Genomic DNA, 13513 nt, shown 5'->3' on the forward strand with positions numbered 1-13513 from the left:
TGAGTATTAAAGTATGTGGAGTAATTATTTTATTGAGCTTGTTCGGTATTCACATAGAAGTCTTTTTTTATCTGAAAAGTTTGAATTGGCGAAGAAGTCGTTTTTATTTTCCACTCTGAAGTAGGAGAGATCCATTCTTCTTTGCCATTAATTATAGCAATTATTGGCATATTAAAGTTCTCGACAATGTCAACATAACGGAATTTTAAATTTTCTCCCTGAATTTTATATTCCACTTTTGGAATCATTGTGGTTCGGAGATATTGATTAAAGAATTGGGAAAGATCAATGCCACTTTTTTCACTTATGTAACCTTCTACTTGTTTGGTAGTAACGGTTTGGTGATAGAATTCTTTATTTAAACCACGAAGAATCTGGCGCCATTTTTCATCATCTTCAATAAGTTGACGAATCATGTGAAGCGTGTTCCCGCCTTTGTAATACATATCACTGCTTCCAGAATTGTCAACATTGTACTGCCCGATAATTGGACGATCATTCAATATCTTTTTTCGGGTACCGATAACATATTCTGAGGAAGCTTTTTTTCCGAAGTAATAATCCAAATACAGATTTTCGGAATAATTTGTAAACCCTTCGTGAACCCACATATCTGCCACATCTTTACTGGTTATATTGTTAGCAAACCATTCGTGGCCGCTTTCGTGAATAATTATAAAATCAAACTTCATTCCCCAACCGGTTGCTGAAAGATCGCGACCCAAATAACCGTTCTCAAACTTGTTTCCGTAAGTCACGCTGCTTTGATGTTCCATTCCTAAATAAGGAGCTTCAATCAATTTATAGCCATCTTCGTAAAAAGGGTAGGAACCAAACCAGTGCTCAAAAGCTTCCATCATCATGGGTGCTTGTTTGAACTGTTTTTTTGCTTTGGCTTCATTTTCACGGAGCACATAGTAATCCATATCTAAAATTCCTTTTTCGCCTTTGTATTTTTCGCTCCAATATACGTAATCGCCAATATTTATATCAACACCGTAAGCGTTTATGGGGTTTACAACTTGCCACACCCAGGTTTTTGTTTTGTCGTTTTCAATTACTTCTTTTAACCTTCCGTTGCTTACGTCCATTAAATCTTTTGGAGCAGTTACAGAAATTGTAATGCCATTATCAGGCTCATCAGAAGGATGATCTTTTAATGGCCACCAAACGCTGGAGCCAATACCCTCGTTAGAAGTTGCGATAAAATCATTACCATTACTGTCTTTGGACCAAGTGAAACCACCATCCCAGGGCGGACGTCTAGCTACAATTGGTTTTCCTGAGAAGTAAATTGTTAGTTTTTGTTCCGTGTTTTCTATCTGTTTTTTTTGAAGTTTTAAAAAGTGTGCATTTCCTTCAGAAGTATATGAAATTTCTTTTCCGTCTTGAATAATTTTATCAATCTTCATTGGGGCTTGCAGATCTATCTGCATAATTTCATTTGGCTCCAAAACTTTGTATGAAATGGTATTGCTGCCTTCAATGGTTTTTTCGGAAGGATTTACTGCAACTTTTAAATCGTAATATGTAACGTCCCACCAAGCCCTTTCAGGAGTTATGCTACCGCGAAGGGTGTCTGCACGAGTAAATTCTTGGGAAAACACAGAAAAAGTAAGAAGCAATAAAACTACAATGCAAATTTTTTCTTTCATAATTTATAGTTTTATCTAAATACCGAATTTGGAAAAACCACCACACTCTCAAAACCATTTTTTCCAACTGAAGCTACTCCGAAAAATGAATTATCAATTACAATTCCTTCTAAAGTAAATTCTGAAACATCGCCCACAAAACGGCTGTGGTCCCAAGTGGGCGAAGTGGTGTCTCGCCAATAAATTTTATAGCCCGTAGCACCATCCACTTTGTCCCATTTCAATTTTGCTGAAGCTTCCACAACGCCACCAATGGCAACATTATTTGGTTCGGGAGGGGCGGAGGCAATGCTCGCTAAATTTATAGCGTTTACAGCGGTTAGTTTTGCAGCATAATCAAAGTTTACAAATTCTAATTTATCGCCGTATTCAATACCATTTTCAGTTCTTATATCTTGATGTTGGTGGTTGTAATCTTCGTGCGATTCCATTATTCTAATTCCAGCCCAACCTAAATCATTAAATGGCCTGTGATGACCACCGCGACCAAAACGATCCAGTCTGTAAACCATCATAGGGTTCATTTCAGGCATATAGGTTTTTGTGGTTTTAAAAATGTAACGTGCGAGTTGGCGAGAAACGCCGTCCACTTCGCCACCGTAAAAACGGCGCATTTCACGTTCGCGCTCTGTTTCTGTTGGCGGAACTGGCTCAGAAAAAATCCTAAAATCACGGTTGCTGATTACACCGTCCACGCCTTTTATATTGCCTATCATATCATTATTTAAAACTCCTATAATTTCCCAACCGTTCTTTTTTGCATATTCCGCAAAACCTTTACCGCCGAAAAGGCCTTGTTCTTCTCCGCTTAACCCTAAATAAATAATGCTATTTTCAAATTTATATTTTGAAAGAACCCTGGCAGCTTCAATGGTTCCGGACAAGCCACTGGCATTATCATTTGCTCCGGGAGCATCTTTGGTGAAATCGCTGCCATCACTGTTTCGCGAATCTATATCGCCACTCATAATGATATAACGGTTTGGATATTTTGTACCTTTCTGAATTGCTGCCACATTCACAATCCACGTATCGGTTGGAACACGATCATTTCCTTCAGCTTTTACCAAATCCTTTTGGTAAATAACACGTAAGCAGTTACTACAATTTTGGGAAATATTTTCAAATTCATTTTTAACCCATCGTCGCGCAGCGCCAATTCCACGGGTATTGCTAATAGTATCGCTAAAAGTATTCCGGGTTCCGAAATTTGCAAGTGTAGTTATATCGGTCTTAATTCTTTCCGAAGAAACGGAATTAATAATGTCGTAGATTTTTTGATCTGTTTGGGAATAACTAAAAGAAAATATCAATAATGCTACTAAAAGGGATAATGTTTTCATTTTAAAAAAAGTTTCCCTAAAAATACTCAAAAGAAGCTACAACGTCTAAAAACTTTTAAACTTTGTAAAAATGGAATTACATCGGCTCTGCTACTACAGCAAGTTTTTTTCCATTAGGACTTATAGCCATGCGGGTTATGCTTTTTAGGCCATATTCCTCCAAAGATGCTACTCTGTTCCATTCCGTTTCACCCAAGGTGTCGTACATATAAAGTTTATTGCCGCTCCCAACAAGAATTTGTGTGTCGTTGATCCAAACACAGTCTTTAATTCCGATAGGCAGTTCGGTTACAAAAAAGCTTTCATAGGAGTTCATGTCCAAAAGATAGAGGTCTAAATTTCCTTCATCATTCACCAAAGAATAACTCAAGGAATTGGTGTTTGGTATTTTTTGGAGAGATCTTCCAGCATTATAAAACAAGGTATCTACTTTTTTTGAGGGTAAATCAATCATTACTAAATCCATATTATCACCGTCTAAAACTGTAGAAAGAATTTTTTTGTCATCATAAAAGGTGAAATAGGCTACTTGTAGATTTTCAATTAGTTCGGTTGAATTGCCCTTTTCTGAATTATAGCGATAGAAACGTTGCAAACCATCTTTGTCAAGCCGAACGGCAGCTAAATCATTATTAGAAGGAAATTTTTGTGGGGAATATTCACCACCTTCGGTTTTATTATTAACCCATTTTTGAATTTTTGAAGTCAGGTTATATTCTGAAATGTCTGTTTGCCCGTCATTGTTTCCCGCAAAAACAAGGGTTTCATTTGAGATGAAGGATGGTTGGTTATCGTAACCTTCGTTATTTGAAATATTTTGGACGTTCATTAATTCTAGACCTTCGTAAGCCGGGCCGAAATCAAAAACATATATTTCGGTGTTTTCTTGGGCAAAACTAAAAATGGTTGTTGTAAGTGTGAAAAGGAAAAGGAGTTTTTTCATTGTAAATAGTTTTCTTCAAAAATAGCAAACTCTGCGCCATAAATTGAGAAATGTGAATGCGCTAAAATTTTTGTATTATTCAACCTCTAAAAAAGCCGTTGTATGGAACGGTATGCCCGTATCGGTAATTCCTTCAATTTCTATTTGAAAACTTCCTTTTTCATCACTCGTGTAAAAATTAACCTCGGCATTTTTATAGCCGTTGCTAACAACATTCGGCGTCCAGTAAAGTGTTGTGCGCTTGTCTTCACGGCTTCTGTTTCTATCTACCAAAGAATAATCTGGCGCATAAAACTCTCTCGCTAAATAAAATCCTTCAGATTTAAAGTTGATAGAGCCTGGTTTTCTATCAGTTATAAATCTATTTCTTGCACCTTTTTTTGTATATATAGCAATAACACCTTGAGCCTTTAACCCATACGCTGCTGCTGCGGGCCCAATGTTTAAAACATCTATAAAGTCAATATCTGCTTGATGGATTGAACGTGCAATTCCTAAGTCCACCTCAACATTGTCAACATAATATGTAGGTTTTAAACCTCTGAGATTTACTTCGTAATCCTGTGAAGTCTCGGCCCCGTATTTACTGCCCACTCGAACGCCAGGAACATTCATAATTAAATCCATAAAATTACCAGCTCCATTATCTCCGAATTCATCAACCACAATTCGATGTGAAGGGGCAAAGGATCGCGTTCTTTTTTCTCTTTTAATTTCTTCAACTTCTTCTTTTGTTGCTGCTTTTCCACTAATGTTCACCTCTTCCAATACTTCTCTTTCTTTGTCAAATTGAAAATCACTATAAACATTATTTCGTGTTTTTTTTCTATAATTCTCAACATTGGCAATTTCAAGATTTTGATTAAATGGATTTACAATTCTATCAGGAATAATTGTTGGTCTTTGGGCAGGTGGATCCAATTTAATGTTAGTATCGCTATAATTTGGTTTTTCTGAAGTAAGTCCTGACCCTGCTTGTAAAAACACATCTATGGTATCAGTAAAAACAAAAGGACCATATGCAAAGTGGCCAATATTATTGGTGCTATTGGTTTCTTGATAAAATCCTTTTTTTCTGAACGTGAGTTTAGTTTCACTCACTTTATTTTGAAAGGGAGATTGTGCATTAATAGTGTTGCCGCTTATGTAAATTCCATCTTCCGGTTGAAATTGCTGAGGCGTACCTTTCTCTAAAAACTCTTGCCATGTAAAGCGTCGCCAGCCGTGGGTAAGCATTATTAAATCTAATTGTAGATTTTTTTTAATAGTATCTCCCGCAGTGAAGAAATAGTTTGGGGATTTAATTTTGCCCCTCAAATCTGAGTTCAACAATAAATAGGTTTTAATATTTTCAGCATTGGGATTTGTTTTGATCAGTTCGGCATCAATTACTGAAAGGGAAAGCGTATTTGCTATCAATTTTCCTGATTTGTTCTTTACTTCAATTTCCAAGTTTACGCGATCGCGAATGCCTGCGGAAGAGCCATTTGTTTTTTTGACCGCTATAGAAATATTCGCCTCTTTTTTGATATAAACCAATCGTTCCGCTACAGGTTTTTCAGATTCATTGAAAACCACTATATCCAAAACACCTTCAATCAAATTTACCGTTGGTATTTTTACCAACATTGTATTTGTCTCTTTGGAATGTGTGTAATCAAAAGCGGCCACTCCTCTTTGTTGGCCAATTATTAGCACATTTTTTAAACCTTCTTTTTTGTTTGTGGATACGTTTATTAATACTTCTTTATCAGTTACAGAAGTATTTAAAACATAACCTTCTGAAAGTGGGGTGGGGAGTGGATAGAGAATATTCTCATCACCATTTGTGATTACTGCGCGGTATTCTTTACCCTGTTCTGGTTTTAAATAGAACGTGCCGAGACCAAACTCAAAGGTTTTAAAATCGGTTACTTTGTTTCCTTCGGTATCTTCAATAATTCCTACTATGGGACTTGCTGATAATGCCGCATCCTTAACTTTTACAGCAATTTTATTACTGATACCTTCAACCAAATATCCTCCTTCTGGATAAAACCCAATTTCGGGCAATTCAGAATTTTCCGCTACCTTGGAATTCTTCTCTCCATCTGAATCTGGAATTTCTGAATTAATCGCAAAAACAGGAATCTCTTTATTAAAAAAATAATCCCTTGGCTGATTGCGCATATAATTTGTGAAAGCACGCAACAGATAAGTACCTTCTGGCAGATCAATGGGTAATTTGAAATCTCCGTTGATACTCATTGATTCTGTAAAAAGTTTTCTATCGCTTATTACTTCGTTCTGTTCATTTATGAGTTCTACATAAATTATTTTGCTTTTTTCACTTTTTCTATGAGTCACACCATTAACGAGGTATGTATTAAACCAAATATTTTCACCGGCGGTATAGTAAGGCCTGTCTGTATGAATGTATATTTTTTCTGGATATTTCTCTGTAGTGTATTCGTTGAGTCGATTGAGAATTAAAATCTTCAAACCAGAATTGAAAGAAAATGCGATACACAAAACTAAAATTGATAGTATCCCTAAAATTTTCTTCATCATTAAAAAAAGATTGATTTTAAAGGTAATAATTAATTTAAAAAAAAAAGACCTGACAGATATTAGAAATCTGTCAGGTCAAATATTTGTAAAATCCAGTATATTTATTGGAATTTGTTTCTACTCAATATTAAAAGGGATAATTGTTTTCCGAAATTACCTTGGCAGCAATAGTCTTTCTTAATTCGCCAATATTAGGCATGTTTTGGTATTTGGTGAAACGTTTAAGACCCATCAACATTGCGCGTTGTTCGTCACCTTCAGAAAACGAAAGAATTGCTTCTTTTGCCTTTACGGTAATGATATCAACGGCGTGATAAAGGTATAACTGCGACATTGCAATTTGTTCTTTTTGGGAGTCTTCGCCAAAACGTTTTGCATTTTTCTCGGTTCTCAAAATTCCACTTTCAGCCATATATATTTCAATCAAAATATCTGCAGCAGCTAAAAGTGTTTGTTGATGTTCATCAAGCTCAGTTCCATATTTTTGAACGGCGCTACCAGCAACCATTAAAAATACTTTTTTCAACTTGGCCACCATCGCTTTTTCTTCGGAAAGTAATTCGGAAAAATCTGGAGTTTCAAAAGAAGGGATTCCCATCAATTCTGAAGCTACGGCTTGTGCAGGTCCCAAAAGATCTACGTGACCTTTCATTGCTTTTTTAACCAGCATCCCCACGGCAAGCATTCTGTTTATTTCGTTGGTACCTTCATAAATACGTGCAATACGGGCATCACGCCAAGCAGATTCCATTGGAGTATCTGCACTATAACCCATTCCGCCATAAATCTGTATTCCTTCATCAGCACAATTTTGAACATCTTCGGAAACAGCTACTTTTAATATAGAGCACTCAATAGCATATTCCTCAACACCTTTCAATTCAGCTTCTTGATGGCTGTTGCCCTCTTTAATACGAAGCGCGATTCTATCTTCAATATTTTTTGCTCCACGGTAACTAGCACTTTCGCTTACATAAGCATTGGTAGCCATTTCCGCAAGCTTCAATTTTATTGCTCCAAAAGAAGAAATAGGGACATTAAATTGAATACGTTCATTTGCGTATTGAACAGCGTTTGCAATAACGCGACGTTGCGCATCAAGACTTGCTGCAGCAAGTTTAATACGACCAACATTAAGGGCATTCATTGCAATTTTAAATCCTTCGCCACGACCTGCTAACATATTTTCAACAGGAACTTTGGTATCGCTAAAGAAAACCTGACGGGTAGAGGAGGAGTGAATACCTAATTTCTTTTCTTCCTCGCCCATTGAGATTCCATTTTCAGGATCGTTTTCAACAATAAATCCAGTAATGTATTTATCGTCTTCAATTCTGGCAAAAACAATCATAGTGTGACAAAAACCTGAATTTGAAATCCACATTTTCTGACCGCTTATTAAATAATGCTTACCATCTTCAGAAAGAATTGCCTTTGTTTTTCCGCTGTTAGCGTCACTTCCAGCTCCTGGTTCAGTTAATGCATAAGCTCCAAACCATTCGCCAGTGGCAAGTTTTGGAACATATTTTTTCTTTTGTTCCTCTGTTCCGTATAAAGTAATTGGAAGCGTTCCGATACCTGTATGTGCTCCAAAAGCTGTAGCCACAGAACCTGTTGCACCAGAGATATAATCACAAACCAACATAGTGGTAACGAAACCCATTCCTAGTCCGCCATATTCCTCTGGCACGGCAACACCAAGCAGACCCATTTCGCCTGCCTTTCTCATTACTTCTTCCGTTAATGCATAATCTTTGTGCTCAAAACGTTCTTTGTTTGGCCAGATTTCACGATCTACAAATTCCTTCACAGAATCGCGCATCATTTTTTGTTCTTCGGAAAAGTCTTCGGGGGTGAATACGTCTTCAGCTTTTGTTTCTTTTACTAAAAATTGACCGCCTCTTAGAAGTTCGTTTTTATTTGTTTCTGTTGTGCTCATATTTTTTAAAATTTGACTTAGGACGGTAGGACATAAGACGTAGGACTTAAAACGCCGTCACTATTTATTATTTTGATTTGGTTTAAAATTATTTTTAAGATATATTCTTTTCTATATTTTCTATAAATCGAGTAATCATTCCTTGAATTGATTGGACCTTTCGTTCCAAATGTTTAAACGTTTCTTTTGAAACATAACCAATTTCAAAAGCAATAATAAGTTGAGTTTCCCATTCGAAGGCTGAACCCAAAGAATTATCTAAGTATTGTAAAAAATGTTTGCCTGTTCTTTTAGCGGTTCCTTCGGCTATATTTGAAGGAATAGAAACTGCACACATTTGCATTTGACTGGTTAAGGAATAGGTTTCAGATGTTGGAAATATTTTTGTTGTTGAATAGGTTTCTTTTGCCAATTCAATACCTTCTTTCCAAATTGTAAGTTTTCTAAAATTATGTCTTGCCGCCATATTATTTGGTTTAATAATTAAAGAATTTGGTCTTATGTCCTACGTCCTATCGTCTTAATTCCCTTATTTCAAAAATTCATAAACCCCTGCAGCTCCTTGCCCAGTTCCCACGCACATTGTTACCATACCATATTTTCCTTGCATGTTTCGCTTGCGCATTTCATCAAAAAGTTGAACTGATAGTTTGGCTCCGGTACAACCTAGTGGGTGACCCATAGCAATTGCACCTCCGTTTACATTAACGATTTCCTTATCTAATCCCAATTCACGAATAACCGCAAGGGATTGCGAGGCAAAGGCTTCATTCAATTCAATTAGTTCCATTTGGTCTTGTTTCAACCCAGCTTGTTTCAATGCTTTTGGAATTGCGTGAAGTGGACCTATACCCATTATTCTAGGTTCCACACCAACGGCGGTATAACTTACTAATCTGGCGATAGGCTCAAGATTTAATTCTTTTACCATCTCTTCACTCATAATCACAGCAAAAGCAGCACCATCACTCATTTGTGAAGAATTACCTGCAGTTACGCTCCCGCCATTAGCAAAAACTGGACGAAGCTTTGAAAGTGCTTCAACATTGGTTCCCTTTCTTGGGCCTTCGTCTTTATTCACCGTATATTTTTCGGTAACTTTTTTACCGGCATCGTTTACAAAAGTGTGTTCCACATCAATAGGAACTATTTGATCATCAAAGCGACCTTCGTCTTGAGCTTTCAGCGCTCTCATTTGACTAGTATACGCGAACTCATCTTGATCTTCACGAGAGACGTTGTATTTTTTTGCAACTGCTTCAGCAGTTAAACCCATATTCCAGTAATAATCTTCGTGGCCTTCTTTCGCCATTTTATAATCTGGTACAGGTTTATAACCACCCATCGGAATATAGCTCATACTTTCAGCGCCACCAGCAATGATGCAATCTGCCATTCCACTTTGAATTTTTGCTGTTGCAATAGCAATAGTCTCTAATCCCGAAGCGCAATAACGGTTCACCGTCATACCAGGAATTTCAACAATATCCAGTGCCATTAACGAAATCAAGCGACCCATGTTTAGGCCTTGCTCCGCTTCAGGCATTGCGTTACCAACGATTACGTCGTCAATTCGTTTTTTGTCGAGTTGCGGTAATTCGTTCAAAATATATTTAATGGTTTCCGCAGCCAATTCATCTGGGCGTTTGAAGCGGAAAACTCCGCGAGGGGCTTTACCTACTGCGGTTCTGTATGCTTTTACTATATATGCTGTTTTCATTTTTATTTAGAATTTAGATGTTAGTATTGAGTATTGAGATGCTCATTTTTCTAACGATTTTATTAATGCGTAACTCATTTTTTGTAATTCAATAACTTTAGATAAAATTGGATTTACTAATGATTCTGGTCTAAGATTCAATTTAATTGATAATAATAATTGAGTATAAAGTTCATATGAAGAACCATTTGAAATTCCGAGAAAGTTTCTAAATTCACCATTGGTATTTCTACCTGCTCCTTCGGCAATATTGGAAGGAATTGACACAGCGCTTCTTCGAAGTTGACTAATTAATCCAAACTTTTCTTCCTTTGGAAAATTTTCTGTTAGTAGATAGACTTCTTCAGCAACTTCCATCGCTTTATTCCAAATCTTTAAATCTTCTAACTTGTGCATTTTCTCAATACTCAATACTAACTACTCAATTCTAATTTCTAAGAGGTTTCCCTTTTTGAATCATATGCTGAAGTCTTTCCAAAGTCTTTCTTTCTCCAGTTAAACTTAAGAATGCTTCTCTTTCAAGGTCAAGCAAATATTGCTCACTCACGTAGCTTGCTTCACTTAAATCTCCACCGGACATAACATAAGCCAGTTTATTTGCAATTTTAAGGTCGTGTTCGCTGATGTAGTTTCCAGCCTTCATTTGGTCGGTTCCAACAAGGAACATTCCCAAGGCTTGTTTTCCAAGTACCTTAATATCAGTTCTTGGAATTGGTTTTGTATAACCTTGATCAGCCATAAAACGAGCCATCGCTTTCGCGGCCGCAATTTGTCTTGCTTCGTTTACAATTACAATATCTTTTCCTTTCTGAAGAATTCCAGTGTCGTATGCTTCATAGGCTGAAGTAGATACCTTTGCCATAGCGATAGTTAAGAAATATTCTTGAAGTGTGTTGAGTTCAACATCATCTTTTCTAAATAGATCACTTGCACGCATTGCCATTTCCTTGGAACCACCACCGCCAGGAATTACTCCAACGCCGAATTCTACCAAACCAATATAACTTTCAGCAGCTGCAACAACTCTGTCTGCGTGAAGCGTAAATTCGCAACCGCCACCCAAGGTCATTCCGTGCGGTGCAACCACAACTGGAATAGAGGAATAGCGAATACGCATGCTAGTATCTTGAAAATATTTTATGGCAGCGTTCAGTTCTTCGTATTCCTGCTCTACGGCCATCATAAAAATCATTCCGATGTTGGCGCCTACTGAGAAATTTTTACCGTTGTTGGCAATAACCAAACCATCGTAATCTTTTTCCGCCATATCAATGGCTTTATTGATTCCGGCCAAAACATCACCGCCTACGGAATTCATTTTACTGATGAATTCTACATTTAAAATACCATCGCCAAGATCTTCAACTACAACCCCGTTATTTCTGAAAACTTCAGAAGTTTTGCGGATGTTGTCTAAAATTATAAATGAATCCTGTCCAGGAACTTTTACGTGCTTTTTCTGAGGAATATCGTAGTAATAGGTATTTCCGTCTTTTATAGTGTAGAAAGAATCAACGCCAGCTTCAAGCATTTCATTTACCCAAGCTGCGGGTTCTTTTCCTAAATCTTTTATTAGTTCAATTCCTTTTTTAACACCAACGGCATCCCAGATTTCGAAGGGACCATTATCCCAGCCGAAACCTGCTTTCATTGCATCATCAATCTTATAAAGCTCGTCTGTTATTTCAGGAATTCTTTTTGAAACGTAAGCGAACATCGCTCCGAAGTTTTTTCGGTAGAATTCGCCAGCTTTGTCTTCACCCTTTATAAGAATTGGAAAACGATCCGTTACTTTATCAACGGATTTTGTTTTTTCTAACGTACCAAAAGATGCTTTTTTACTTTTTCTATAGTCCAAAGAATCTAAGTCGAGCGTGAGGATTTCACTGCTGCCATCATCATTTTTTACTTTCTTGTAAAAACCTTGGCCGCTTTTACTTCCCAACCATTTCTTTTCCATCATGGTATCGATGAAACCTGGAATTTGGAAAATACCGTGTTCTTCATCATCGGGAACGTTATCGTAAATTCCTTTTGCAACGTGAACCAAAGTATCTAAACCAACCACATCTACAGTTCTAAAGGTTGCAGATTTTGGACGGCCAATTACTGGGCCTGTTAGCTTATCAACTTCTTCAACAGTAAGTCCCATTTCTTTCACTTGGTGGAAAAGGCTTTGGATGCCAAAGATTCCAATTCTGTTTCCTATAAATGCAGGAGTATCTTTTGCAACCACGGAAGTTTTTCCGAGGAATTTCTCACCATAACCATTTAAAAAGTCTAATACTTCAGTTGAAGTTTTTGGACCGGGAATAATTTCAAAAAGCTTTAAGTATCGCGGCGGATTGAAAAAGTGGGTTCCGCAGAAGTGTTTTTGAAAATCCTCACTGCGGCCTTCACTCATAAATTTAATAGGAATACCGGAAGTATTCGAGGTAATAAGCGTTCCGGGCTTTCTGTGCTTGTCAAGGTTTTCAAACACCTGTTTTTTAATATCCAAGCGTTCCACCACAACTTCAATAATCCAGTCGGCAGTTTTTACTTTTGAAATATCATCTTCTAAATTTCCAGTGGAAATTCGTTTTGCAAAATCTTTGTGATAGAGTGGGGCAGGGTTGCTTTTAATAGCTTTTTGAAGATCGCCGTTCACAATTCTATTCCGGACTACTTTATCTTCTAGAGTGAGTCCTTTTTTCTTTTCATCATCAGTAAGTTCGCGGGGAACAATGTCCAGCAATAGCACTTCCACGCCAATGTTGGCGAAATGACAAGCAATACCGCTTCCCATAATTCCGGAACCGATTACTGCTACTTTGTTAATTCTTCTTTTTGACATATTATATTATTTTTCTGAATCGTATATTTTTTTTGAGTTTATTAACTCATTAATGGTATTTGCCACTTTTCTAAATGTGTGTAACTCTTCTTCGGAAACATTTTTTTGGACGGCTTCATCAAATCCCAACACTACGCCTTTTGAAAATTCGCGCATCTCCTTACCGAAAGGTGTTAGGTGAATTAAAACACCGCGACCGTCTTCCGGATTCCGTTTGCGCTCTATTAACCCTTTTTGCTCCATAGTTTTTAATGTGCGGGAAAGACTAGTAGCTTCCATTCCCATTTTAGGCCCAAGAGCCGTAGATGGAGTTCCTTCCTCAGGATCAATACTTATAAGCGCAAAGCCTGTGGCCATTGTGCTTCCTTTTTTTCCGGCTTCTTCATTGTACATTTTTGTTACGTTCATCCAAGTGGATCGCAACATATAATCTATTGTCTTTTCTTTCATTAATATATTTTGAAAAAGTAGAATATCAAAGATACAAAATTTTATTATGCGTGCATAGTATATAGGCGTGTTTTTTG

Annotated in this window: 10 protein-coding genes; all 10 read right to left on the reverse strand. The window is 37.1% G+C overall.

What is annotated here, in order from left to right:
• Positions 1–29 precede the first annotated feature (29 nt).
• Entirely contained in the window at positions 30–1655 is a 1626-nt protein-coding gene (locus AEQU1_RS15555) for a M1 family metallopeptidase (RefSeq protein ID WP_111882577.1), read from the reverse strand.
• An 11-nt stretch (positions 1656–1666) separates the two neighbouring features.
• The gene (locus AEQU1_RS15560) at positions 1667–2998 is read right to left on the reverse strand and encodes a M28 family metallopeptidase (RefSeq protein WP_111882579.1); all 1332 of its coding nucleotides are present in this window, start codon (positions 2996–2998) and stop codon (positions 1667–1669) included.
• 76 nt (positions 2999–3074) lie between these two features.
• Complete coding sequence (locus AEQU1_RS15565; protein ID WP_111882580.1) at positions 3075–3941, reverse strand: hypothetical protein; 867 nt, start codon at positions 3939–3941, stop codon at positions 3075–3077.
• 75 nt (positions 3942–4016) lie between these two features.
• On the reverse strand, positions 4017–6491 hold the full coding sequence (locus tag AEQU1_RS15570) for a TonB-dependent receptor plug domain-containing protein (protein WP_111882582.1): 2475 nt from the start codon (positions 6489–6491) through the stop codon (positions 4017–4019).
• A gap of 127 nt (positions 6492–6618) precedes the next feature.
• Positions 6619–8430, reverse strand: a complete 1812-nt coding sequence (locus tag AEQU1_RS15575; protein WP_111882584.1) for an acyl-CoA dehydrogenase family protein — start codon at positions 8428–8430, stop codon at positions 6619–6621.
• Between the two features lie 94 nt (positions 8431–8524).
• On the reverse strand, positions 8525–8896 hold the full coding sequence (locus AEQU1_RS15580) for a four helix bundle protein (protein ID WP_111882585.1): 372 nt from the start codon (positions 8894–8896) through the stop codon (positions 8525–8527).
• Between the two features lie 63 nt (positions 8897–8959).
• Positions 8960–10150, reverse strand: a complete 1191-nt coding sequence (locus tag AEQU1_RS15585; protein WP_111882587.1) for an acetyl-CoA C-acyltransferase — start codon at positions 10148–10150, stop codon at positions 8960–8962.
• A 42-nt stretch (positions 10151–10192) separates the two neighbouring features.
• Positions 10193–10546: a four helix bundle protein gene (locus AEQU1_RS15590; protein WP_111882589.1), complete on the reverse strand. Its 354-nt coding sequence runs from the start codon at positions 10544–10546 to the stop codon at positions 10193–10195.
• A 31-nt stretch (positions 10547–10577) separates the two neighbouring features.
• On the reverse strand, positions 10578–12986 hold the full coding sequence (locus AEQU1_RS15595; RefSeq protein ID WP_111882590.1) for a 3-hydroxyacyl-CoA dehydrogenase/enoyl-CoA hydratase family protein: 2409 nt from the start codon (positions 12984–12986) through the stop codon (positions 10578–10580).
• A 6-nt stretch (positions 12987–12992) separates the two neighbouring features.
• Complete coding sequence (locus AEQU1_RS15600; protein ID WP_111882592.1) at positions 12993–13436, reverse strand: MarR family winged helix-turn-helix transcriptional regulator; 444 nt, start codon at positions 13434–13436, stop codon at positions 12993–12995.
• Positions 13437–13513 lie beyond the last annotated feature (77 nt).

The organism is Aequorivita sp. CIP111184 (assembly GCF_900489465.1).
In the GTDB taxonomy this organism is placed as follows: Bacteria; Bacteroidota; Bacteroidia; order Flavobacteriales; family Flavobacteriaceae; genus Aequorivita.

Excerpts from the sequence above, each read along its gene's own strand:
- AEQU1_RS15560 (WP_111882579.1), bottom strand. The coding sequence starts at position 2,998 with ATGAAAACATTATCCCTTTTAGTAGCATTATTGATATTTTCTTTTAGT.
- AEQU1_RS15600 (WP_111882592.1), bottom strand. The coding sequence starts at position 13,436 with ATGAAAGAAAAGACAATAGATTATATGTTGCGATCCACTTGGATGAAC.
- AEQU1_RS15555 (WP_111882577.1), bottom strand. The coding sequence starts at position 1,655 with ATGAAAGAAAAAATTTGCATTGTAGTTTTATTGCTTCTTACTTTTTCT.
- AEQU1_RS15590 (WP_111882589.1), bottom strand. The coding sequence starts at position 10,546 with ATGCACAAGTTAGAAGATTTAAAGATTTGGAATAAAGCGATGGAAGTT.
- AEQU1_RS15595 (WP_111882590.1), bottom strand. The coding sequence starts at position 12,986 with ATGTCAAAAAGAAGAATTAACAAAGTAGCAGTAATCGGTTCCGGAATT.
- AEQU1_RS15565 (WP_111882580.1), bottom strand. The coding sequence starts at position 3,941 with ATGAAAAAACTCCTTTTCCTTTTCACACTTACAACAACCATTTTTAGT.
- AEQU1_RS15585 (WP_111882587.1), bottom strand. The coding sequence starts at position 10,150 with ATGAAAACAGCATATATAGTAAAAGCATACAGAACCGCAGTAGGTAAA.
- AEQU1_RS15580 (WP_111882585.1), bottom strand. The coding sequence starts at position 8,896 with ATGGCGGCAAGACATAATTTTAGAAAACTTACAATTTGGAAAGAAGGT.
- AEQU1_RS15570 (WP_111882582.1), bottom strand. The coding sequence starts at position 6,491 with ATGATGAAGAAAATTTTAGGGATACTATCAATTTTAGTTTTGTGTATC.
- AEQU1_RS15575 (WP_111882584.1), bottom strand. The coding sequence starts at position 8,430 with ATGAGCACAACAGAAACAAATAAAAACGAACTTCTAAGAGGCGGTCAA.